This window comes from Lelliottia nimipressuralis (assembly GCF_041464075.1).
Taxonomy (GTDB): Bacteria; Pseudomonadota; Gammaproteobacteria; order Enterobacterales; family Enterobacteriaceae; genus Enterobacter; species Enterobacter nimipressuralis.
Map to the genome: position 1 here is coordinate 2,750,097 of NZ_CP167172.1, position 24,338 is coordinate 2,774,434.

The 24,338-nt window shown below is 54.1% G+C and carries 20 protein-coding genes; 6 read left to right on the forward strand and 14 right to left on the reverse strand.

Going from position 1 to position 24,338, the window contains the following annotated elements:
* Window positions 1-10 precede the first annotated feature (10 nt).
* Window positions 11-559, reverse strand: a complete 549-nt coding sequence (locus ACB496_RS13235) for a spore coat U domain-containing protein (RefSeq protein ID WP_371972825.1) — start codon at window positions 557-559, stop codon at window positions 11-13.
* A 14-nt stretch (window positions 560-573) separates the two neighbouring features.
* On the reverse strand, window positions 574-1,143 hold the full coding sequence (locus ACB496_RS13240) for a spore coat U domain-containing protein (protein WP_100779749.1): 570 nt from the start codon (window positions 1,141-1,143) through the stop codon (window positions 574-576).
* A gap of 433 nt (window positions 1,144-1,576) precedes the next feature.
* Between ACB496_RS13240 and ACB496_RS13245 the strand changes: the two genes are divergently transcribed.
* The 4 genes from ACB496_RS13245 (at window position 1,577) to ACB496_RS13260 (ending at window position 9,773) form a co-directional block, all read left to right on the forward strand.
* Window positions 1,577-2,836 carry a dicarboxylate/amino acid:cation symporter gene (locus ACB496_RS13245; RefSeq protein ID WP_129036081.1) on the forward strand — a complete coding sequence of 420 codons (1,260 nt, stop codon included), beginning with the start codon at window positions 1,577-1,579 and terminating at the stop codon, window positions 2,834-2,836.
* Between the two features lie 361 nt (window positions 2,837-3,197).
* Entirely contained in the window at window positions 3,198-5,270 is a 2,073-nt protein-coding gene (locus ACB496_RS13250) for a type VI secretion system Vgr family protein (protein WP_371972826.1), read from the forward strand.
* A 71-nt stretch (window positions 5,271-5,341) separates the two neighbouring features.
* Entirely contained in the window at window positions 5,342-9,280 is a 3,939-nt protein-coding gene (locus ACB496_RS13255; protein ID WP_371972827.1) for an RHS repeat-associated core domain-containing protein, read from the forward strand.
* Window positions 9,281-9,296: 16 nt separating this feature from the next.
* Window positions 9,297-9,773: a hypothetical protein gene (locus tag ACB496_RS13260; RefSeq protein WP_371972828.1), complete on the forward strand. Its 477-nt coding sequence runs from the start codon at window positions 9,297-9,299 to the stop codon at window positions 9,771-9,773.
* A 348-nt stretch (window positions 9,774-10,121) separates the two neighbouring features.
* Here ACB496_RS13260 and cheW read toward each other — a convergent pair whose 3' ends face one another.
* From cheW to flhD, 6 genes are all read right to left on the reverse strand, one after another.
* Window positions 10,122-10,625, reverse strand: a complete 504-nt coding sequence (gene cheW / locus ACB496_RS13265) for a chemotaxis protein CheW (RefSeq protein WP_095282421.1) — start codon at window positions 10,623-10,625, stop codon at window positions 10,122-10,124.
* Window positions 10,626-10,645: 20 nt separating this feature from the next.
* Window positions 10,646-12,685, reverse strand: coding sequence for a chemotaxis protein CheA (gene cheA / locus ACB496_RS13270; RefSeq protein WP_248858669.1), 2,040 nt, complete (start codon window positions 12,683-12,685; stop codon window positions 10,646-10,648).
* Window positions 12,686-12,689: 4 nt separating this feature from the next.
* A complete protein-coding gene (gene motB / locus ACB496_RS13275) occupies window positions 12,690-13,619 on the reverse strand; it encodes a flagellar motor protein MotB (protein WP_102104001.1) in 930 nt (309 codons plus the stop codon).
* Entirely contained in the window at window positions 13,616-14,503 is an 888-nt protein-coding gene (gene motA, locus ACB496_RS13280) for a flagellar motor stator protein MotA (RefSeq protein WP_100779745.1), read from the reverse strand. The genes motB and motA overlap by 4 nt, the downstream gene beginning before the upstream one ends.
* Window positions 14,504-14,626: 123 nt before the next feature.
* The gene (gene flhC, locus ACB496_RS13285) at window positions 14,627-15,205 is read right to left on the reverse strand and encodes a flagellar transcriptional regulator FlhC (RefSeq protein ID WP_100780858.1); all 579 of its coding nucleotides are present in this window, start codon (window positions 15,203-15,205) and stop codon (window positions 14,627-14,629) included.
* Window positions 15,206-15,207: 2 nt separating this feature from the next.
* On the reverse strand, window positions 15,208-15,558 hold the full coding sequence (gene flhD, locus ACB496_RS13290; protein WP_181826511.1) for a flagellar transcriptional regulator FlhD: 351 nt from the start codon (window positions 15,556-15,558) through the stop codon (window positions 15,208-15,210).
* Between the two features lie 794 nt (window positions 15,559-16,352).
* Between flhD and uspC the strand changes: the two genes are divergently transcribed.
* On the forward strand, window positions 16,353-16,778 hold the full coding sequence (gene uspC / locus ACB496_RS13295; RefSeq protein WP_100779743.1) for a universal stress protein UspC: 426 nt from the start codon (window positions 16,353-16,355) through the stop codon (window positions 16,776-16,778).
* 19 nt (window positions 16,779-16,797) lie between these two features.
* On the opposite strand, the gene otsA is transcribed toward uspC, so the two are convergent.
* The 6 genes from otsA to ACB496_RS13325 all read right to left on the reverse strand — a co-directional run bounded on the left by otsA (window position 16,798) and on the right by ACB496_RS13325 (window position 23,607).
* On the reverse strand, window positions 16,798-18,222 hold the full coding sequence (otsA, locus tag ACB496_RS13300) for an alpha,alpha-trehalose-phosphate synthase (RefSeq protein WP_102104142.1): 1,425 nt from the start codon (window positions 18,220-18,222) through the stop codon (window positions 16,798-16,800).
* Window positions 18,197-19,003 (reverse strand): trehalose-phosphatase, encoded by an 807-nt coding sequence (gene otsB / locus ACB496_RS13305; protein WP_102104002.1) that lies wholly within the window; start codon window positions 19,001-19,003, stop codon window positions 18,197-18,199. The genes otsA and otsB overlap by 26 nt, the downstream gene beginning before the upstream one ends.
* Before the next feature lie 164 nt (window positions 19,004-19,167).
* A complete protein-coding gene (gene araH / locus ACB496_RS13310; protein ID WP_181826512.1) occupies window positions 19,168-20,151 on the reverse strand; it encodes an L-arabinose ABC transporter permease AraH in 984 nt (327 codons plus the stop codon).
* An 11-nt stretch (window positions 20,152-20,162) separates the two neighbouring features.
* Entirely contained in the window at window positions 20,163-21,677 is a 1,515-nt protein-coding gene (gene araG, locus ACB496_RS13315) for an L-arabinose ABC transporter ATP-binding protein AraG (RefSeq protein WP_100779740.1), read from the reverse strand.
* A gap of 66 nt (window positions 21,678-21,743) precedes the next feature.
* Window positions 21,744-22,733, reverse strand: coding sequence for an arabinose ABC transporter substrate-binding protein AraF (gene araF, locus ACB496_RS13320; protein WP_371972829.1), 990 nt, complete (start codon window positions 22,731-22,733; stop codon window positions 21,744-21,746).
* A gap of 316 nt (window positions 22,734-23,049) precedes the next feature.
* Window positions 23,050-23,607, reverse strand: a complete 558-nt coding sequence (locus ACB496_RS13325) for a DJ-1 family glyoxalase III (RefSeq protein ID WP_371972830.1) — start codon at window positions 23,605-23,607, stop codon at window positions 23,050-23,052.
* A 213-nt stretch (window positions 23,608-23,820) separates the two neighbouring features.
* On the opposite strand from ACB496_RS13325, the gene ACB496_RS13330 reads away from it, so the two are divergent.
* Window positions 23,821-24,324 (forward strand): non-heme ferritin-like protein, encoded by a 504-nt coding sequence (locus ACB496_RS13330; protein WP_371972831.1) that lies wholly within the window; start codon window positions 23,821-23,823, stop codon window positions 24,322-24,324.
* The last annotated feature ends 14 nt before the right edge of the window (window positions 24,325-24,338 follow it).

Genomic DNA, 24,338 nt, shown 5'->3' on the forward strand with positions numbered 1-24,338 from the left:
TCTCCCTGTTTCACCATGACAACGTCACGGTGAGTTGATCTGAATAGGTTCCGGCAGGGCTAAACCCTGTCAAAAGCGCCACACCAAACAGCGGCAGCGCAATATTGTTGCTATTGGTATAGGTCACCGGCACCGCCTGATTGACCCCGATCTCACTGTTTGCCGCCAGCGAACTGCTGCTGTACAGCCGGTAGGCCACCATTTCCGTGCCGCTGGCGCGCTGCATTCGGCGTACGGAAGAATAATGTTGCCCCCCGTCGATACTCATACTCAGCGCAACATTCGGTGTGCAGGCGATCGACAAGGATCCGTTCGGCACAAAACTGGTGCTAACTTGCCCGGTGGCGACGCCCGATCGCGTACCGAAGTTGAGCGTACCGAGCACCCCACCGGTGCCTGTCGTCACCGAGCAGCCGGGCGTTATCGTCGCCGACACCTGAAACGACTGCGAGGTGACCGCGTGCGCCGTTCCCGCCGTCACTAACCCGGCGCAGAGAGCCAAAAAAAGGCGCAGTTTTCCCTCTGCGATATTTCGCAGACGTGCGATGACTTCGGTCATTTCCGGCGCTTGAACTAGTAGGTCACACTAACGTTAATAGTGTCCGTATAGGTTCCCGGTACCACGGTGACGCTGTTTCCGCCCCCGGTGATGCGGCCATACAGGGTGTAACTGTCGACGCCGCCTGCGGTGGAAGCCACCGGGAGCGGTGCGTTGTTGGCAATGATGTTATTAAATCCGCTGTCGCTAAACAGGCTATAGGCCACACCCTGCGCGGTGTTGGCGGTATTCACCAGATAACGTGCGGGCGTGCCCGGCGTACCGACGACGGTGCCTGGCGCGGTGGAGTTGGTGTTTCCGGTGATCGCCACCGTATAACTGGCGGTCGTACACTGAATGGTGAAGGTATTCCCGCCGCTGGCCCCCGCAAGCTGGGTAGTCAGTGTTGAGAAGGTTGCGGGATGCGTCCCGAAGTCGAGGCTACCGAAATTAATACCGTTTTGCGTCGGAGAGCCGTTGATCAGGCAACCGTTGGTTAGCGTCAGGGTAGCGCCGATGGTTCCGCTACTGGTCACCGCTATCGCCTGATGTGCCGCTAACGCCAGCATGCCGCCCGTACAGATCAGAAGGAGTTTACTTTTCATTTACAGCCCTCCAGGAAGTGTGCCCTTCGTTTTTTCGTATTTTATTGAGAGTACTCAATCCGTTAGCAGCACTTAACCTTCCCAATGAGCACTCATTGTGAATTTAGTTTATGGATCGGGGTTCAACCACCTGCTCCGCTTCGCCTCATGCCTTTGCGGTATTGACACTTTATTTTCATATAAAACAGACAGTTATTACTTTCCGGGCAGGTTTAAAAGTCGGCATCAGGAGGATATATTCATAATACTGTGATTTAAGTCACAATATATCGGTCACATATAGATAACAAAATCAATAAAACTTAAAAAATAGTTGTATCTGTATCCGCTTTACTTCAATTTATGCGATGAATGTATTTGTGCGCTGAAATTAAAAAATTATATGACTCAGCGCACTGATGAAACTTAAGCGCATAACAGAGGGTCTTTTTTCGTGGCAAGTGCAAACAAACTCACGCTGTTCATCGTGATTTTCATGCTAGCGGGTATTCTTTCAGGGGCAGCCATTCACGAGTACGCGTCTGCCGACGCGATCGCGACCTGGGCAGACAACATCACACTCCTCACCGATATTTTCCTCCGACTGATCAAAATGGTTATCGCGCCGCTGGTGTTTAGTACGCTGACGGTGGGCATCATGAAGCTTGGCGAAACCTCCACCATTGGCCGCGTGGGCGGTAAAGCGATGGTGTGGTTTATCAGCTCCTCCGTGCTGTCGATTCTGGTCGGCTTGTTTATTGTCACTCTCGAACAGCCGGGTACGGGCCTGAACCTGACGATCCCCGCCGGTTCTGTCGACACCGGGCTGGCAGTGAGCGGGATGTCACTGAAGGGCTTCCTGTCGCACACCATTCCGACCAGTATTGTCGGGGCGATGGCGAATAACGAAATTCTGCAAATCGTCGTTTTCTCGATGTTCTTTGGCATCGGCGGCGCGTCTCTGGGCGAGAAGTTCAATGCCCCCCTCGTCGCTGCGCTGGATGTGGTGTCTCACATCATGCTGAAAGTCACGGGCTATGTGATGTACGTTGCGCCGCTGGCGATTTTCGCGGCCATCTCGTCCGTCATCGCCACTCAGGGGCTGGGGATTTTGCTCAACTACGCTTCCTTTATCGGCGGATATTACGTGGCGATTATGCTCACCTGCCTGGTGCTGCTGGCGGTGGGATACATGGTGCTGAAAAAAGAGGTTTTCCGCCTGGTCAGCATGCTGAAAGATCCAGTGCTGGTCGCGTTTACCACCAGCAGCTCCGAAGCGGCCTACCCGAAAACCCTTGAGCAGCTCACCCGCTTCGGCTGTTCACGCAATATTGTCTCCTTCGTTCTGCCGATTGGTTACTCCTTTAACCTGGTCGGCTCGATGGTGTACTGCTCCTTTGCGTCGATGTTTATCGCGCAGGCTTACAATATTCATCTGAGTTTCGCCGAAGTCACCGTTCTGATGCTGACGCTGATGCTGGCTTCCAAGGGTATCGCAGGCGTGCCACGTTCCGCGCTGGTGGTATTAGCCGCGACCATCCCAAGCTTCAACATTCCTGTCGCAGGGATCTTGCTGCTGATGGGGATCGACCATTTCCTCGATATGGGTCGTTCAGCAATTAATGTGCTGGGCAACGGGATTGCAACGGCAATGCTGGCGCAAAACGAAGGGCTGCTGGAAGAAGAGCCGGAACTCATTGAGCAAGAAGCGTAAGAGGTAATAAAGCCGGGTGGACGGTCACTCTGCCCGGTTATTCATTGATTCATATTTATCGACTGAATTAATTTAAAAAGTTTTTCTTTTCCACATCAGCGAATCATTTATTCATGCAGTGAATTTTTCATTCAAATTTATACATACAGAAAATAGTAAAAACTATATATATCAAAAACTATAATAAAATAATTAATTCCAATAAATTACTGACGGTTATCAAGCAAGCAAAAATCTTAAACATGTACCCCATAGCTCTTCATCTATTTTATTTTGTCCGATGCTGAACTACCTTTAGTTTTTTCTCTCTGCCACACTGTTTTTTTAGATACTTTTCTTTACACCAGGGAAGGGAAATGGAATGTCATTAAATGGACTGCGATTTACACTTGAAGTCGACGGGCTGGCGGCAAACACGTTTACCGTAGTCAGGTTCGGACTAAATCAACATTATTCCTCGCCCTTTGCTCTGGATGTAGACGTAGCAAGCAACTCCTTCGGACAAACCGCAGAACAGCTGCTTGAAAAGAACGCCACCCTGACTATCTGGCAAGGGGCAGAAGCGCGGCGCTGCGTCACCGGTGTTGTTGTCACCTTTGGGATGAAAGAAAACAACGGTTGGCAGATGCAGTACCATCTGCGTATTCACCCCCCCCTCTGGCGCAGTGCGCTACGTCAGAATTTCCGCAGTTTCCAGCAGCAAGATATTCAGACTATTTCCGCCCTTCTTCTGAATGAAAACGGTATTACTGACTGGAAACCTGTATTTTATGAAGATCATCCAACGCGAGAATTTTGCGTACAGTACGGCGAAACTGACCTGGCTTTTCTGGCTCGACTGTGGTCAGAAGAGGGTATTTTCTTTTTCGACAAGATGGCAATGGATGGCACGGCACAAACCCTGACATTGTGCGATGGCGTTGCCGGGTTACCTAATGCAGGCGAATTTCCATTTAATCCTAATACCTCGACAGAGGTATCCACACAATGTATCAGCACATTCAGCTACCAGGCTCAGATTCGCCCCTCGTCTGTAGAGACTCTCGACTACACCTTTAAAGTACCGCAATGGTCCGGACAATATAGGCATTCCGGAGAGACGCTTAACGGACAGCACACGCAGTACGAAATTTTTGATTACCCAGGCCGCTTCAAGGATGAGCAACACGGGCAGGATTTCGCCCGGTATCAAATTGAAGGTCGGCGTAACAACGCCGAAACAGCGTCCTGTATCAGTAATTCCCCCTCCTTGTGGCCTGGAGTCACGTTTACCCTTACCGGGCATCCCACACAAACGTTAAACCGACAATGGCAAGTGGTGCAAAGCATGCTGAGCGGAGAACAACCGCAGGCGCTTCACGGCAGTCAAGGTCAAGGGACTACTCTGAATAACCAATTTACTGTCATCCCTGCGGACAAAACCTGGCGCTCTCATCCTTTATTAAAACCAAAAGTAGATGGGCCGCAAAGTGCAGTCGTCACCGGGCCAGCAGGTGAAGAAATTTTCTGTGATGAACATGGCCGTATCCGATTGAAATTTCATTGGGACCGTTATCATGGCACCACCGAAGACAGCTCTTGTTGGGTGCGCGTTTCCCAGTCGTGGGCAGGTGCAGGGTTTGGCCATCTTGCTATTCCACGCGTTGGCCAGGAAGTGATCGTTGATTTTCTTAATGGCGACCCGGATCAGCCGATTGTCATGGGGCGTACCTACCACGAGGACAACCGATCTCCGGGAAGCCTGCCGGGGACAAAAACACAGATGACGCTTCGCTCGAAGACCTACATGGGCGGCGGTTTTAATGAACTTAAATTCGACGATGCGACAGGTCAGGAGCAGGTGTATATCCATGCGCAGAAAAACATGGATACCGAGGTGCTGAACAATCGCACCACCGATGTGAAGGTGAACCACATGGAAACCATCGGTGCCAACCAGATGATTACTGTGAAGCAAAACCAGATCCAGACCGTCATGCAAAATCAGAAGGAAACCGTGGGGCAAAACCAGAGCCTTACCGTCGGCCTGAATCAGGCTGAAACTGTCGGTGTGGCTCGTGCGTTAACGGTTGGCGTGGCATATCAGACTACGGTCGGAGGTGTCATGAACACCTCAGTGGCACTGACGCAATCATCACAAGTTGGGATACAGAAATCCCTGTTAGTCGGTAAGGGTTATGACGTCAGTGTGGGTGAAAACGTCACTTTTACAGTAGGGAAAAATAAAACTGAAAGCACCGGTAAAGTGGCTGTCTACTCCGCCGGGGATCATCTGGAGTTGTGTTGCGGCATGGCTCGCCTGGTTCTGACGAAAGACGGAAAAATATTTCTTAACGGTACTTCCATCAACCTACAGGGCGCGGCGGCAATCAGTGGGGATGCGCTATTGATCAACTGGAACTGCGGCGTAACCGAACCACCACCTAACGCTTAAAAGCCAGCACCTATCGACCCAATAATAAGTACGAAATTAATCAGATATTTATTTATCAAAAGGATTTGATCATGAGCGGAAAACCGGCTGCCCGTCAGGGGGATATGACCGCCACTGGCGGCCCGATTGTGCAGGGCAGTCTCGGGGTGATGATTGGCGCCCCGACCGGTGTCGCCTGCTCGGTCTGTCCCGGCGGCGTGACCTCCGGCAGCCCCGTTAATCCGCTGCTCGGGGCCAAAGTCCTCCCCGGTGAAACGGATGTGGCCCTGCCGGGGCCGCTGCCGTTTGTCCTCTCGCGCACCTACAGCAGTTACCGCACAAAAACCCCGGCCCCGCCCGGCATTTTCGGTCCCGGCTGGCACGCGCCCTCCGATATCCGCCTGCAGCTGCGCGATAACGGGCTCATCCTCAACGACAACGGCGGGCGCAGCATCCACTTTGACCCGCTCCTGCCCGGCGAAGTGGCGTTCAGCCGCACCGAGTCCTTCTGGCTGGCGCGCGGCGGGGTTCTGAACCTGAACGAGGCCCATCCCCTGCACCGTCTCTGGCAGGCCCTGCCGGAAGCGGTCCGCCTGAGTGAGCACCTTTATCTGGCAACCAGCAGCGTGCAGGGGCCGTGGTGGCGGCTCGGCTGGCCGGAACGGGTCCCGGCTGCAGATGAAGTTCTGCCCGCACCGCTGCCGCCTTACCGTATTTTAACCGGACTGACGGACCATTCTGGCCGCACGCTGGCCTTCCACCGCGCTGCATCGGGGGAGTTTACCGGCGCCGTCACCGGGGTGACCGACGGCGCAGGCCGCCGCTTCCGGCTGGTGCTGGTCCCTGCCGGGACCGGGGCCCGCCTGTCTGAAGTCTGGCTCACGCACGACCCGCAGTACCCGGATGACCTCCCGTCCGCCCCCCTGGTGCGTTACGACTATTCCCCGCGCGGTGAACTGACCGCGGTATATGACCGCAGCGGCACCCGGGTGCGCGCTTTCACGTACGATGAACAGTATCCGGGGCGGATGGTGGCCCACCGGTATGCAGGCAGGCCGCAGACGACCTACCGCTACGATGCCACCGGTCGCGTCACGGAGCAGCATAACCCCGGCGGCCTGAGCTACCGCTATCAGTACGAAAAAGGGTACACGGTCATCACCGACAGCCTGAACCGTCGCGAGGTGCTGCACACCGAAGGTGAAGGCGGCCTGAAGCGGGTGGTGAAAAAGGTGCTGCACGACGGCAGCCTCATCCTGAGTGAGTTCGACAATGCCGGCCGCCTGGTGGCGCAGACCGATGCGGCGGGCCGCAGGACGGAATACCGCCTGCACCCCGGCTCCGGTCTGCTGGCCGCCCTGGTCGCGCCGGACGGCAGGCTCACGGAATTTTACTACAACAGCCGGCACCAGCTGACCGCCACCGTCTACCCGGACGGGCTGAAAAGCCGGCAGGAGTACGACGCCGCCGGCAGGCTGACCGCCAGTGTCTCGCGCCAGGGCGACGTCACCCGCCATGAATATGCTGACCCGCACAGCGAATACCCGTCTGCCACCGAAGACCCCACCGGGAGTCGGAAACAGATGACCTGGAGCCGCTACGGCCAGCTTCTGACGTACACCGACTGCTCCGGGTATCAGACCCGCCATGAGTATGACCGCTCTGGCCAGCTGACGGCCGTTCACCGGGAAGAAGGCCTGAGCCAGTACCGGGCGTATGATGCCCGCGGCAGGCTGGCGACGGTGACCGGCGCCGCCGGGCACCCGACCCGCTATGAGTACAACCTGGCGGGCGACCTGACGGCGGTGGTCTCCCCCGACGGTGAGCGCAGTGAAACCGGCTTTGACGCCCGGGGGAATGTCATTCTCACCACCCGGGGCAGCCTGACCCGCCGGATGGCGTATGACGCCGCGGGCCGCCCGACCACGCTGGTTAACGAGAACGGCAGCCAGACCACCTTCACGTACGATGTCCTGGACCGGCTGACGGAAGAAACGGGCTTTGACGGGCGCACAAAACGTTACCGCTATGACCCGGCGGGCCGGCTCATCCACAGCGAGGAGGAGGGTCTGGCCACGCACTGGCAGTACGACGATGCCGGCCGCCTGCTCAGCCGGACCCTCAACGGTGAACCGGCAGAGCAGTGGCACTATGACGCACGCGGCTGGCTGACGGGCATCAGCCATCTGAGCGAAGGCCACCGGGTGGCCGTTTCATATGACTATACCCCCGAAGGTCGTCTCACGGCTGAGTGCCAGACGGTGCGCTGTCCGGCAACGAATACCCTGCTGTGGGAGCACACCACCCGGCACGACTACCGCGCCGGTCTCGAATACCGCCTCACCCCCGACCAGCTCCCGCCGGTGGAGTGGCTGACCTGGGGTTCCGGCTGGCTGGCGGGTATGAAACTCGGCGACACCCCGCTTATTGACTACACCCGCGACCGCCTGCACCGGGAAACACAGCGCCGTTTCGGCGGCTATACGCAGGCCACCGCCTACACGCCTGACGGCCAGGTACAGAGTCATCATCTGAACCACACCGCGCTTGACCGGGACTACACCTGGAATGCGGACGGGCAGCTTATCCGGATGCGCGGACAGCACGGGCAGCGCGATTACGGGTACGAAAACGGACGCCTGCTCAGCACCGCGTACCACGACCGGACACAGTGGACCCCGACCGACCCGGCCGGTAACCGGACGGTCGCGCACGATACCGTTCCGGCGCGGCCGGACGTCTGGCCGGATAACCGCATCACGGAGGATGGCGACGGTTTTTACCATTACGATGCCCACGGCCGGCTGACGGAAAAGGACGAGCGCCGTCTCCAGCGGGACGGCAGCATCACCCGTCACTTTGCGTACGATAATCAGCACCGGCTGACGCAGTACCGCAGGATACAGAACGGCAGGCTGCTGACGGAAAGCCGCTACGCGTATGACCCGCGCGGGCGCCGCATCCGCAAACAGGTCTGGCAGGGTGAGACGTACGACAGCGGGTGGCGGGTCCCGGCAGCGCCTGCTGAATCCGTGTGGTACGGCTGGGACGGTGACCGGCTGACCACAGTGCAGACGGACAGCTCCCGCATCCAGACGGTGTATCAGCCCGGTACCTTCACACCGTTACTGCGCATTGAAACCGCCACCTGCGCGCTGACACCCGCCCGCCGCACGCTGGCGGAAAAACTGCAGCAGGATGCGGGGATGGTGTTTGTACCGGAACTTATCGTCCTGCTGGACACGCTCGAGGAAGAGCTGAAGACCGGCCGGCTCAGTGACCACAGCCGTGAGTGGCTGGCACAGTGCGGCCTGACACCGGCGCAGATGAAGGACCAGATGGAGCCGGACACCACGCCTGCGCGGAAACTGCACCTGTACCACTGCGACCACCGGGGGCTGCCGCTGGCATTAGTTGACGCGGACGGCCGCATTGCCTGGCAGGCAGAGTATGATGAATGGGGAAACCTGCTGCGGGAAGAAAACCCGGATAATCTGCAGCAGCTTATTCGTCTGCCGGGGCAGCAGCACGATAAAGAGACGGGGCTGTACTATAACCGCCATCGTTATTATGACCCGCAGCAGGGCCGGTATATTACCCAGGACCCGATAGGGCTGGCGGGTGGGGTAAATGTTTATAGCTACCCTTTGAATCCAGTGACGGGAGTGGATCCTCTGGGATTGTTTGCTATTCCACTTCCGCCAATACCTATTCCAGGGTTACCGAATCCTTCAAGTGATCTAAATGATAAAGCAGCGAAAGGACTTACGACGTGGTTTAATAAGACATTCAGTGATGTAGACGAAGAAGAATGTCCACCATGCAATCCACCAGCAGGTGAAATGTTTAACAAGGTTACTCATTACGAAAAACATGGCAGGGCTCCTGATCCTCTAGAAGGAAGCCATGGTTGCATGGCAAAGACAGGAAGTCCGGTTCATTGGCATTATGATGTTAATAGGCAGATACCAAAAACATGCGAGTGTAAGCATGCTAAGCATGTATTTGGAGGATGTGGTGTTGCACCATAAAAAGGAAGACAATAATATGACATATGATTTTGAAAATTATAACTTCCATGACAATGCAATTCATGGAGTGTTTCTACCTGGTTATCAGAGAAATGAAGAGTCTATCCTTTCCTTTGATATAGATCATATATTAGAGTGGGGTGAGTGTTGTGAAAATAAAATTGAGTCATTCTCTGTTTCGCAAGCATTACTCTCATTTCACAACGTCACAGATTTGAATGCAATAATATCCTGGTCGGATAGCAATTACACATCTTCAGAGGATGGGGTTTATATTATTGATATACAAAGGGAGATTGTCAATACAACGCTTCGTCTACCGCAGTATTTTAAATGGAAGATAATGACTAATAGTAAAAACTATGCATTCTCTTTTGGAGCATCATCTATGTCGTTAAAATTACTGGGTAATATTCACGTAATCGACAGACAACATTTACTAAGTGACGAGCGAGAGTTCTTCTCAACATTCAATGCATTAAACAAAAAATAAAAAAAGTCAGCTGTAAAAAATTACTTCTTGCTGAGAAAGTCGAGCACAATAGAACCTATTACCTGGAAATGATCTCTCAGAAACTCAGTGCTACAAAAGAACCGGGTATACTGGTTTAAGTTTCATGGCAATGACAATATTGCCAGTATATTTTCAATATACATATTTCCTCACCACGCATACATTCTCGCACTGAACACGAATAGTATTGAATACTAAAGGTTCACTACAGCCTTGCCAATTGGCGAAGAAGCAACAAGGGGACCTACAGTCCCCTTTTGTCTTTACAAGCTGAGAAGTTTAGCCGTTACCCATTCATAGAATGAACGATAGACTCCCTCAGCAACATCACGCCACGTGGCTCGCCGCGATATCCAGCAGGGCCATCTCGTCGCTGTTCAGCAGTTTCTCGATGTTCACCAAAATCAGCATACGGTCGCCCAGCGCGCCCAGACCGGTCAAGTATTCGGTGGACAGGGTCACCGCGAATTCCGGTGCCGGGCGGATCTGGTCGGCGGTCAGCGACAGCACGTCAGAAACGCCATCGACCACGATACCCACTACGCGCTGGCCCAGGTTCAGGACGATTACCACGGTGTTATCGTTATACTCCACGTCACCCTGGCTAAACTTCACGCGCAGATCGACGATAGGGACAATAACACCACGCAGGTTGGTCACACCTTTGATAAAGGAAGGTGTGTTGGCAATGCGAGTCACCTGATCGTAGCCGCGAATCTCCTGCACTTTAAGAATATCGATGCCGTACTCTTCATCGCCTAAAGTGAAAACCAGGAATTCCTGCCCTGATGGCTCGCCGGCCAGTTTCGTTACATTACTCATACCGGTCATGTTTATACCTTCTTAACTAATCAGGCGGCTGTGTACGCCACACGTTGTTCACGATTTAAACCCTGAAGCGCCGACACATCGACGATCAGTGCGACGCTGCCATCGCCAAGGATGGTGGCAGCTGAAATTCCTGGCACTTTGCGGTAGTTGCTTTCGAGGTTTTTCACCACCACCTGGTGCTGACCAATCAGCTGATCGACCAGCAGCGCATAGCGGCGCCCCGCGCTTTGCAGAATAACCACGATGCCCTGAGTCGCTTCGGTCTTCGCGCCGTCGACTTCAAACACTTTCCACAGTTCCACCAGTGGCAGATACTCGCCACGCACTTCCAGCACGCGCTCGCCACCGGCCAGCGGATGCAGATCTTCATCACGCGGCTGCAGGGACTCCATCACCGCATTCAGCGGAAGAATAAATACTTCGTCGGCGACCTTCACGGACATCCCGTCGAGGATCGCCAGCGTCAGTGGCAGCAGGATACGGATAGTGGTACCTGAACCTTGCTTAGACTTGATCTCAACGTGGCCGCCCATCTCCTGGATGTTACGTTTCACCACGTCCATACCCACGCCACGGCCCGACACATCAGTCACCTGCTCGGCAGTCGAGAAGCCCGGGGCGAAGATCAGCATGCCGACTTCTTCATCGGTCATGTTCTCGTTCACCTGCATGCCCTGCGAAAGAGCTTTCGCCAGAATACGCTCGCGGTTCAGGCCTGCGCCGTCATCGGTGACTTCAATGCAGATGTTGCCGCCCTGATGTTCTGCGGACAGAATCAGGTTACCGACCGGGGATTTCCCTGCCGCAATACGGTTTTCCGGGGATTCAATGCCGTGATCGAGGCTGTTACGCACCAGGTGCGTTAACGGATCGATAATGCGCTCAATCAGGCTCTTATCCAGCTCGGTTGAACTCCCCAGCTGGGTCAGTTCAATCTGTTTGTTGAGCTTGCTCGCCAGGTCGCGGACCAGACGCGGGAAGCGGCTGAAGACGTACTCCATCGGCATCATACGGATGGACATCACCGATTCCTGCAGATCTCGGGCGTTACGTTGTAACTGACCCATGCTGGTAATCAGATCGCCGTGGGTCACCGGGTCCAGTTCGTTCGAACGTTGCGCCAGCATGGACTGGGTGATCACCAGTTCGCCCACCAGGTTAATCAGCTGATCGACCTTCTCTACCGCCACGCGGATACTGGTGGATTCACTGCTGCGGGCCGCCGGTTTTTCACGTTCAGCGCGGTTCGGTGCAGCCGATTCGCCGGGAACGGCTTTCAGCACGGGCGTCGGGGCAACCACCGCTGGCACGCTCACGTCAGGCGCAGACACCACTTCCGCGACCTCAACAGGGGCTTCTGCAGCCGCCGTTTCAGTTTCAAAGGTGATCTGGTCGGCTTCGATCACGAAGCACAGCACCGCGACGATATCATCCTGACCGATGCCACCATCAATGGTAGCTGCCAGACTATCGGGGCCTTTAACGATGTTGCTCAGGGTCGCTAGGTTACCCAGCTCTTCTTCCAGCAGATTCACTTCACTCTCTTTCAGACGAGAGAGCACCACGCGCAGCTTTGCTTCGGCTGCAGGCGGGGTCGCGTCTTCTGACGCCAGTGCATCAACCACGCTTAATTTTGCCGCGCTGACCGCAGGTGCAGCGACTTCGCCCTTCGCTTCCAGAGCTAACTGGCGCAGAGCGTTGCAGATGTATTCAAAGCTTGCAGCATCTGGCTCTTGCGAGCTTTTATAGGCGTCGAGCTGTTCCTGCATAATATCTTTGGTTTCCAAAAACAGGTTAATAATGTCGGTGTTGAGCTGCATCTCACCGCGACGAGCTTCATCCAGCAGGTTCTCCATTAAATGGGTAGTTTCCTGCAAAATGGTAAAACCAAATGTTCCGGCGCCACCTTTAATGGAATGTGCCGCACGGAAAATGGCATTGAGCTGTTCTGAATCCGGTGCCTCAGGCACTAAATCCAGCAGATGCTGCTCCATGTCCGCCAACAACTCGTCGGCTTCATCAAAAAACGTCTGGTAAAAATCGCTAATATCCATGCTCACGCTATCACCTCGGATTGGCTGGTGGCGATGTTGGAACGGCAGCCGAAGGCACTGCCCCTGGCTGTTTTAAATCATCCAGTGACTCATTCTGGCTTTCGGCGTTTTCGTGCAGAATGGTCTGCTCCGCCTGCTGATTGAGCACTAAAAGACTGATACGACGGTTAATGGCATCGTCCGGGCCGCGGTCGGTCACCCGCATGGTGGCGGCCATTCCGACGACGCGCAGGACTTTGCCTTCATCAAGCCCACCCACCACCAGCTCGCGACGCGAGGCGTTGGCACGATCGGCAGAAAGCTCCCAGTTGCTGTATCCCTTTTCGCCGTTGGCATACGGGAAATCATCCGTATGGCCAGAGAGACTGATGCGGTTCGGAATACCGTTCAGCACCGGCGCAATACCGCGCAAAATATCGCGCATATAAGGCTCAACTTCCGCGCTGCCGGTTTTGAACATTGGGCGGTTCTGGCTATCAATAATCTGGATGCGTAACCCTTCCTGCACCAGATCGATTTTCAAATGTGGACGCAGCGCGCGCAGTTTCGGGTCAGCCTCGATGAGCTGGTCGAGGTCGCCACGCAGTTTTTTCAACCGCGCCTGCTCCATGCGCTTTTTCAGCTCGTCGATATTCGGCTCTTTCTTCACTTCACCCTTTTGCTGGGTGTAATCATCACCCCCACCAGGGATTGGGCTGTCGCTGTTCGCAATTCGCTGCCCGCCCGTCACCGCCGTCGCCAGCGGCGTTCTGAAATATTCCGCGATCTGAATCAGCTCTTTCGGGCTGGAGATGGAAATCAGCCACATCACCAGGAAAAACGCCATCATTGCGGTCATAAAGTCCGCGTAAGCGATTTTCCACGAGCCATGGGAGCCGCCCCCATGGCCTTTGTGTTTGCGCTTTTTAACTATGACGATGGGATGGGACTGATTTTTCATGCGTCCTCAGTCGTCGTCTGTTGGTTAGGGTTCTTCACAGCGCGGACGTGTTCTTCAAGCTCGACAAACGATGGACGCTCGCTGGAGTACAGGGTTTTACGCCCGAATTCTACCGCGATTGGCGGTGCGTAGCCGTTCAGGTTTGATAACAAGGTGATCTTCACGCACTGCATCATCTTGGTAGTTTCCGCACTCTTCTGGCGTAGCACGCTTGCCAGCGGCGAGATAAAACCGTAGGCGAGAAGAATACCGAGGAATGTCCCAACCATTGCGTGGGCAATCAGTGCCCCCAGCTCTGCAGCCGGGCGATCGGCGGAGGCCAGTGCGTGTACCACGCCCATCACCGCCGCGACGATACCGAATGCCGGCAGTGAATCCCCCACCAGCGCCAGGGCGTTAGCCGGCACTTCGGATTCGCTTTCGTGAGTTTCGATCTCTTCGTCCATCAGCGCTTCGATCTCGAAGGTGTTCATGTTGCCGCTGATGATGAGTCGAAGATAATCGACGATAAAATCCAGCATCATCGCGTCAGCGAGAATACGTGGATAACTGGCGAAAATTTCGCTCTCTTTCGGGTTCTCAATATCACGTTCCAACGAGAACATGCCCTGTTGACGCGACTTTGCCATCAGACGATAGAGCAGCGCCAGCAGGTCCATATACATGCTTTTGGTGTATTTTGAACGACGAAACAGTAATGGGAGCGCTTTGAGCGTTCCTTTAATCGATTTACCGTTGTTGCCAACGATAAAAGCACCTACCCCTGCGCCGCCGATAATAATCAGTTCAGCCGGTTGATAGAGTGCTCCCAGGTGCCCGCCGGTCATCATATAACCGCCGAAAACTGTACCGATAACAACCAGGTAACCTAATAAGATAAGCACGACATCATCCTTCCGCTAGAGACCATGACAGGATGTTGAGTTCGAAGGCGTTACCGGAATGCGGGGTAAAAAAAAGCAGCGGTAATTTCTTACCGCTGCTGGAATCTTTCCCACACGTTCGGGTTAAACAGCTTGTTCGATCTGTTCATCCAGCAGTTGTGGATTAATATCGGCAGCTTCCGGGGAAAGTTTACGTCTTTTTACCGCACGGGACGGCGGCTGGCATAAACTGCAGGCGAAGCTACCTACTGGCTGATGAGCATGGGTGATAAAGTTGCCGTCGCAGCAGTTACAGCGCGACAATTGCAGCAATCCACTCTCAACGAAGCGCACCAGCGTCCATGCGCGGGTCAGCGCCAGAAGTGGCCCCTCTTCCGGCTGCGGACATTGTTCAAGGTAGAGTTTATAGGCTTTGATGACAGCATCTACGCCACTGCACAAGCCAGTTTTCAAGAGAAACTGCCAGGCATTGCAAAACATCGATGCGTGGATGTTTTGCTCCCAGGTCATAAACCAGTCCGTTGAAAAGGGCAGCATCCCTTTCGGAGGCGGGCTACCGCGTAATTCTTTATACAGTTTGATAAGTCGACCGCGGCTCAGCTGAGTCTCGCTTTCCAGCATTTGTAAGCGAGCACCCAACGTGATCAGTTCCATTGCCAACTGAATGTCGCGAGCTTCCTGAACAATGCTTTTTTCGCTCATCATTAAGCCCTTTTCTTGCGGGCCACGTCGTCAGGCTGGCTGATTTCGGTGAGAAGGCGGGTTGAAAGCAAAATCCCGGTGTGGATCTGTTGCAGATCGTCAACGCGTGAATCCTGAGTCAGACGCGTAATGGTCTGATGACTGTCGAAGCGGAACTGACATACCAGCTGATTGGTTTCCGCCAGTTTGACCATCTGAGGGAGAGTTAATCCACCGAGCGTTGTTGCCATTTCTTCGCTGATACCCAGGCGGAACATGGCGGACGGTTTGTCCTGACTAATCAAACGCTGTGCAAGTAATAAGTATGACAAATTGATGTCATAGACATGTTTAAGCATCTCGGATGTATGCATTTTTCCCATCCAGAATAACCAACTATAATTTTTTATGCGGTAAGACCGCACCCCGTGATGTCGCCGAGAAAACCCCGGTAAAAAAAAGAAAAGGCGAAAATGCATAGTCGAATTAAGGTTAAACTGGATAAAACGCGCGGTTTTTAAATGGTGATCCCTGACCATAGCGTCTTATCATTACTTACAAATAACTAAGATTTTTCCTAATTCGAGGCAACTCTACTCGTCCGTTTTCCCACATACAATGCAGCCCCGCCCAAATTTTAAAAAAAATGTGATCTGCGTCACAAAAATTGAGCGATAAACAGGGATTAATCCATCAGCGTGACTTGTAAGTTGGTTGATTTTTACCCAAATGAGGCTCTTTTCTATTCTGAATGGACGAATACTCATGCAGTGGCTTATCCGACCAGCTCACCCCTCGCCAGAGAGCATTATCCTTAATGATCTTTTGCTTAACATATTAAGCCATAGTCAGTAACACATCATTAATTTCTTTTAAAATCATGAAGTTATAAAATTAAAAAATGTAACAAATTTCCGTTCGTGACGATAACTTGCTGGTCAAAAACGGCGGATATCTGATGACGGGTTCAATATTAAAAGGGGGATGTTTTGGTTAAGTAACGCTTTTACGTTGATAAGCTCGGTTATGACACTTTTCGTTTTATAAGAATAATTAATGAATAATTATGATAAGCGTCACACCAATGTCGTATTGCCCTCTTGCGAAGCGGTACGAATCGCGCTAATGGTGATGAATCCTCTGTCTCTGGACATCAAAGGAGTGAGCGATGAGTTACTCACACATTCTGGTATGCGTTGCTGTTACCCCGGAAAGCCATCAACTGCTGGCGCGAGCGGTCTCGATCGCCCGCCCGCTCAATGCGCGGATTAGTCTGGTTACGCTGGCGGCCGAGCCGGAAATGTATAACCAGCTGGCGGCACCGATGCTGGAAGATATTCGTGGGCTGTTGCAGGAAGAGACGCAGCAGTTTTTGCAGGAGCTGGAGGATAAAGCCCAGTATCCTATCGCGCGGACCTTTATCGCCACCGGCGAACTGAGCGAACATATTCTGGATATTTGCCGCAAAGAGCAGGCCGATTTGGTGATCTGCGGTAACCATAACCACAGCTTCTTCTCACGCGCCGCCTGCTCCGCCAAAGCGATTGTCAGCTCAAGCCAGGTGGACGTGCTGCTGGTTCCCCTCGGCAACTGATGCCGCCGAGGGGGACTCATTAAGCCAGTTTAGGGAAGGTTGCGACCTTTTTTTGCAGATTGCTCTCCCGGCTACGGGGAGTGATCCGCTCAAGATCGCGAATAAAATGCTCCTGCCAGTGATTAATATCGTTCTCGCGAATCACTTTCATCATCTCCGCATGGCGCGAGATACGCTCAGTCAGCGGCATGGTCAGCGCCCTGTCGAGGGCATTGGCCACATCATCGCTGTCGTAAGGATTGACGATCAGCGCCGAAGTCAGCTCATTCGCCGCCCCCGCAAACTGTGAAAGCACCAGCACGCCAGGGTCTTTCGGGTCCTGCGCGGCGACATACTCTTTTGCCACCAGGTTCATCCCGTCGCGCAGAGGCGTTACCAGCCCCACTTCCGCATAGCGGAATACCTTCATCAGAATTTTGCGCTCAAAATGCTGGTTGAGATAATAAAGCGGTGTCCAGCCCAGCTGCCCGTAGCGACCGTTGATGCGCCCGGCCTCGGTTTCCAGTTGATGCCGGATATCCTGATAGGCCTGCACCTCACCACGTGAGGTCGGGGCAATCTGCGTATAGCGGATTTTACCGTGATGCTGCGGGAATTTTTCGAGCAGTCTCTCATAGGCCTGGAAGCGTTCCGGCAGCCCTTTCGAGTAATCCAGACGCTCCACGGAGAAGATGTTTTTGACGTTTTTCAGCTCGCTTTTGAGCTGCGCCAGTTTCGGCGGCAGCGGGCCAGAGGCGTCAGCAGCGATTTCATCAGGTTCAATACCGATTGGATAGACTTCGGTCTCGAAAGTCTTGCCCCACGCGGTATGAGACTTGCCGCTGCGGGTGGTCACGCGCGTTTTACCGGAGACGCTATCGAGAAACGCCACGCGGTCGTTTTCCGTCTGGAAGCCAAGCAGATCGTAATCGCACAGCCCTTCCAGCAGCTCTTCATGCGGCGGCAACGCGGTGAAAATCTCCGGCGTCGGGAACGGGATGTGCAGGAAGAAGCCGATCCGGTTATTTACCCCACGTTTGCGCAGCTCGCTGGCGAACGGAATCAGGTGATAATCGTGGATCCATAAAATATCGTCTTCCTCGATTAACGGCAGCAGTTTATCCGCCAGCAGCGCATTGACACGTGTGTACCCTTCCCACGAATCGCGCTCGAATTTAACCAGGTCCAGACGATAGTGAAACGCCGGCCACAGCACGGCATTCGAGAACTGCGAGTAATACTCTTCGTAGTCCTTTTCACCCAGATTAAACGATGCCCACGTGATGTTGCCCCGTGTCACCTTTTTTAGCGGCTGGTCTTCATTACCAACGTCACCGCTCCAGCCAAACCACAAACCGCCAGCTGTTTTTAAGGCACCCAAAATCCCTACCGCCAGACCACCCGCGCTGGATTTTTTATCGTCCGGTGGCGCAATTCGGTTAGAGACTACGACTAAGCGACCCATCATGTTTTCTCCTGTTGTTATGCGCTATTTTTTCTTCTTGTTGCTGGTTAGCGACTTCGGTGACCCATTGCCAGACGCTGGCGACATTCGCCAGTCGCCATTCGGCGCAGGTTTCACCCTGTCCGACTTTAATTGATACCCCTCCGGCCTGATTGACGGCGCTAAAACCGCTTTCGTCCGTCAGGTCGTCGCCGATAAACACCGGCGTTCTGCCCGCAAAAGGCGCCTCGGTCATGAAGGCCTTGATCGCCTCTCCTTTATTAATGCCCCTCGGTTTTATCTCCACCACACATTTGCCCGGCTGCAGCGCAAGCTGAGGGTGTGCCGCGACGATGGAGGTTGCCAGCGCCGTGATGGCAGCTTCGTGCTGCGGCCCCTGACGATAGTGCAGCGCAAAGGCCATCCCTTTCGCTTCCAGCTCCGTTCCCGGCAGATGCTCTAGCGCCGCGGTCAGTTGTACCGTGAGCGACTGAATCAGTGAATCGGGAAGAGAGACGATATGCGCGTTGCCATGGATGTCGCGGCGCTCCGCTCCGTGCACACCGGCAAGCGGAAAGCGGTAAGGCCTGGCAAGCTGATCCAGCTCGGCCATTGAGCGCCCTGATATCAATGCCAGTGCCCCATGATTGATGCTGGAGAGCTGATGTAACACCCGGAGAATATCGGCAGGTATCACCACCTGATCGGGGTGCGGTTTGATGTCGGCGAGAGTCCCGTCGAGATCGAAAAAGAATGCGAATTCTCCGGTCAGTGCAGGCGGTACGTTTAACGAGTCTGCCACCCTTATCCTCCTTACGGTTTTCGAGATGTCAGACATTTAACATCTCAGTAGCCATGTAAGTATAGACAGTGTGACGCTGCTCGCCATTTAGCAAACCGCCTGCCAGCATTGCTGGCAGGCGGCAGGGAGGTAGGACTAGACTTAAAAGTTGCGCCAGATTTTGCTCAGACGGTGCGCTTCGCTTTTTGCTTGTAACGGTCGAAGATCACTGCTGCCAGCAGGATTAGGCCACGTACGACGTACTGCGAGAACGGGGAAATATTCAGCAGGTTCATGGCGTTCTCAACGGTGCCGAGGATAAGAATACCGGCCACCACATATGAGATTTTTCCGATGCCGCCTTTTAGCGAAACCCCACCCAATACGCAGGCAGAAATCACAATCAGCTCATAGCCAATCGAGGTCATCGGCTGGCCGCTGGTCATACGCGAAGCCAGAATAATCCCCGCCGCCGCCGACACCAGACCGGAGAGCACAAAGATAATAATCTTGGTACGCACCACCGGGACACCGGCCAGGCGTGCAGCCTCTTCATTCCCGCCGATCGCCAGCGTATTGCGGCCAAAGGTGGTTCTGTTGAGCAGGAAGCCAAATATAATCAGACAGCCCACCGTCAGCCAGATTGGCGCAGGCAGACCCAGCCAGTTGGCGTAGCCGAGGGTAAAGAAGCGCTCGTCTTCAATCCCCACCGCTTTCCCGTCAGAGATAATATAGGCCAGGCCGCGCACAATTTGCATGGTGGCAAGCGTGGTGATCAGGGCATTAATCTTCAGGCGGGCAATGACAAAACCATTCACCAGCCCGCTGAGCACACCCAGCATCAGCCCGGCAAAAACCCCTATCCACAGGCTTTCCGTCAGGTTGATCACCACTGCCGCCGTCACACCTGCACAGGCGATGACCGACGCAACGGAGAGGTCAAAGTCGCCGGACGCCAGACAGAACAACATTCCGCAGGCGACCATACCGGACATGGAGATCGCCAGCCCCAGCCCTTTCATATTGACGAAACTGGCGAAATTCGGCACGAAGATCGCACAGCCCAGGAACAGGACGGCAAAGACCACCAGCATCCCGTATTGATCCCAGATGCGCCCCAGGCTAAAAGCCGATTTCGGTGCGCGAGAGGTAGTTACAGAGGACATCATTCACTCCTTGCTCAGGCGACAGCCTGGCTGACTTTAGGCATGGCGAGGCTCAACGCCTGTTGTTCATTCGCCTGTTCATGTAGCAATTCACCGGCGATATCCCCTTCGCGCATCACGATGATGCGGTCGGCAACGCCCAGCACTTCGGGCAGATCGCTGGAGGCGAACAACACCGCCACGCCGCGTTTTGCCAGCTCATAGATGACGTTATAGATTTCGTGCTTGGCCCCGACGTCGATGCCGCGCGTCGGTTCATCCAGCAAAATGACTTTCATCTCTTCCGACAGCCAGCGGCCCAGAATGGCCTTTTGCTGGTTCCCGCCGGAAAGATTCATGATGAGTTGTTCAGCACCGGGGGTTTTAATATTCAGGGAGCGAATATGGTAATCGGCGTTAATGTTTTCCCAGCTGTCGTTGATCAGGCATCCGGCACGAATGAATTTTCGGCGTGCCGAAATGTTAATGTTGTCGCGCACAGAGTGGACCGGAATAATCCCGTCGGCTTTACGATCTTCCGGACATAGCATCATCCCCGCGCGGATCGCATGAGCCGGTTTCTGGATATCCACCGGCTGACCGTCGATATACACCTGGCCTGCGGTGATCCGCGTGCCGCCGAACAACCCTTTCATCAGCTCGCTGCGCCCTGCTCCCACCAGCCCGAAAAGACCGACGATTTCGCCGCTGCGCACCGACAGGGAGATTGGCGTACGCACGCCTGGCGCTTTGACGCTCTCCAGACGCAAACGCTCGGCAGCGTATTCTCGAGGTTGCCAGTGATAGATATCCCCCAGCTCACGTCCGACCATCGCCTGCACCAGCTGGTCATGATTGACCTGCTGCATATCGGTGAAGGTGCGCACGTAGCGCCCATCTTTGAACACGGTGATGGCGTCGCTAAGGGCAAAAATCTCTTCCATACGGTGCGAAACATACAAAATGATGCGCCCTTCTTTGCGCAGCTCGCGGATCACCCGGAACAGGTTGTCGATCTCACGTGCCGAGAGCGAACTTGTCGGCTCATCAAAGGCGATAATTTTTGCGTTACGCGCGAGCGCCTTGGCAATTTCCACCATCTGCCACTGGCCAATCGACAGATATTTCAGCGGCGTTTGCGGGTCGATATCCAGCCCGAGATGCTGCAGCTGCAGTCCGGCTTCATAATTGAGGAGCGAACGATTGACGATCCCGCTCTTGTGAGGCAGTTGCCCCAGATAGATGTTTTCCGCCACCGTCATTTCAGGTACCAGATGCAGCTCCTGATAAATGATAGCGACGCCAGCATTCAGCGCTGCCGTGGTATCGGCAAACACCATCTCTTCGCCGCGAATCGCCAGCGTGCCGGTCGTCGGGGCGTAGTTTCCGCTGAGGATTTTTAGCAGCGTGGATTTCCCTGCGCCATTCTCCCCCATCAGGGCGTGGACCTGACCGGGATAGCAGTCGAAACTGATATCGGTCAGCGCGTTTACACCGGGGAACGTTTTCCCGATGCCGCGAAAAGAGAGATACGGGTCAGACTGTTGCATAACGTCTCCGTGATTCGAGTAGTGTACGTCTGGCCCCTCCGCATCGAGGGGCGCAATCACAACAAATTACTTACCGCCCAGCCCTTTTTTCGCCAGTTCCTCTTTGAAGTTGTCGCGGGTGATCAGCACCACATCCGTCACCTCGGTGAACTTCGGAGGCTCAGCGTCTTTCGTCACCCAGTTGTAGAGCATTTCGCTGGATTTATAGCCATGCACATCCGGGCTTGGTAGCAGCGAGCCGTAGAAGCCGGTCGCCTGCGCTTTAGACAGCTCGCTCACCGCATCCACGCCATTAATGCCGACGCCGATGACATCCGTCGCTTTAAAGCCCTGACCTTCTGTCGCGCGCACGCCGCCCAGTACGGTGTTATCGTTCATGCCGACCACCAGCCAGTGTTTAACTTCAGGGTGCTGCACCAGCATGGAGTTTGCGGCGTCGAAGGCGCCTGGAATATCATTCGATTTCGTCGGGACTTTATAGATCTGTTTTTCCGGGAACCCGGCCGCTTTCAGCGCGTCCATCGAACCGGACGTGCGGCGACGCGCGGTATCCAGTTCATCCGCGGTGATCGCCATAACGGCAGTCTCTTTCACGTCCCAGCCGCGTTTTTGCATCTCTTTATAGAGTTCCTGGCCCTGACGCTCACCGATTTTGGTGGCCGCCATCATCACCAGCGGAACGGTATCCATCGGTTTGCCTTTGGCGTTGACGAACTGATCGTCAACCGCAATCACCTTCATGCCGTAACCCCGCGCTTTTGCCACAATGGCCGAACCGAGTTTCGGATCTGGCGTACAAATGACAAAACCTTTCGCGCCGCTGGCCGCCAGGCTGTCGATGGCGTTCAACGTTTTTTCACCATCGGGTACGGCAATTTTGATGACATCAAAGCCGAGATCTTTCCCGGCTTTATCCGCAAATTTCCACTCGGTCTGGAACCAGGGTTCTTCAGGCTGTTTCACCAGAAAACCGAGCTTTAAATTCTCTGCCATAGCGGATTGTGACATAACGGCAGCCAGGCCGATGGCCGCCAGCGTTTTAGTAAATTTGTGCATGGTTAACTCCAGCATTAGCATTCTTTTATGTAGGGTATAGTGTCGTGCTTTTTATTTAATCGGACGTAAAACAAGGTATTAGCGCTCACCCTTGAATAAGTGAGGGTGCTGGAGATAGTTTTAGCGGGAAATTAATCATCCATAAGAGAGCGGCATCACACCGCAGAATTACAGTAATTGCGTACATATATTCAGCGATAAATGACATAAAAAAGGCAGGTATTGTCGGACAAATTGGAGGGGATTAAGCAGAATTATCCATAAGGTCAGCTAAGACGTCCCTGTAATACGGACGCCGTAGCGTCCGCTTAAGAATTTACCAGGCGTAGTAAATATGATCCGCGTGATCGCGAACCGGTGCTTCGTCCTCCAGTAAACGGGCGGCCAGGGTCAGAGCAAAATCAAACGCGTGGCCGAGGCCTTTGCCGCTGAGGAGATTCTGATCCTCTACCACTGGCGCATCGACGTATTCCCCGTCGTTTACCGTTTCCCATAAATCGCCTGAGCAGACATAGCGGCGTCCTTTCAGCAGGCCGTTGCCGCCCAGCACGCGCGCCGCGGCAGAGCAGATTGGGCAGATCAATTTGCCCGCGTCGTCATGTGCCTTAACAAAACGAACCACTTCCTGGCTGGCAGCCAGATTGACGCTGCCCTGCGGCCCGCCCGGCAGTACCACTGCGTCGTACAGCGTATCGGCGCGCTCGGTGAGCGTGCTGTCTGCCACCATCGGGATGTTGTGATAACTCACCACCGCGCGCGACTCCGCGCAGGCCAGCGTTTCGACGTCAATATGCATACGGCGCAAGATATCAATCGTGATAATTGCTTCCGCTTCTTCAAATCCTGGTGCCAACAATACCGCCACTCTGGCCATTTTGATCCTCATAAATGAAATAGATAAAACATCGTTTCATTTTACAAGAAGTCATCCGTCAAACCTGTGCGTGGATCACAGTTCATTCTTTTTACAAATTACGGGCATTATTCCTAATTGCATGACGGGAAATGAAAAGTGGGTCACATAACGACGGTACTGAACGGCTTTATTCTGTTGTTAATCATCCCTCCTCTAAATAAGGATATTATAATGACAACTTCAGGAATGATTCAGAAACTCAACACTCAGATGAACCTCGAGTTCAACGCCTCCAATCTCTATTTGCAGTTGAGCGACTGGTGTTCAGAGCACAGCCTCAACGGAACCGCCACCTTTCTACGCACCCAGGCGCAATGCAATATCACCCACATGATGCGGGTCTTTGACTATATGAAACAGGCCGGGGCTAACCCGATTGTCAAAGCGCGTGTGAACTCCGATGACGCCTGTTCATCGCTGGAAGAGATATTCCAGAAAACCCTCGACGAGTACGAGCAGCGCTGTACCATGCTGAAAACGCTCGCCGGAGAAGCCAAAGCGCTGAATGATGACACCACGCTCGATTTCTTGCGTGATATGAGAGAAGAACAGCAGCAGGATGGGCTATTGCTGAAAACCATTCTGGATGAGGTGCGCAGCGCGAAGCGTGCCGGGCTGTGCATGACGCAGACTGACCAGCATCTGCTTAATCTGGTGAACTGTCAGCGCCACTGATGCCCGGCTAGTTA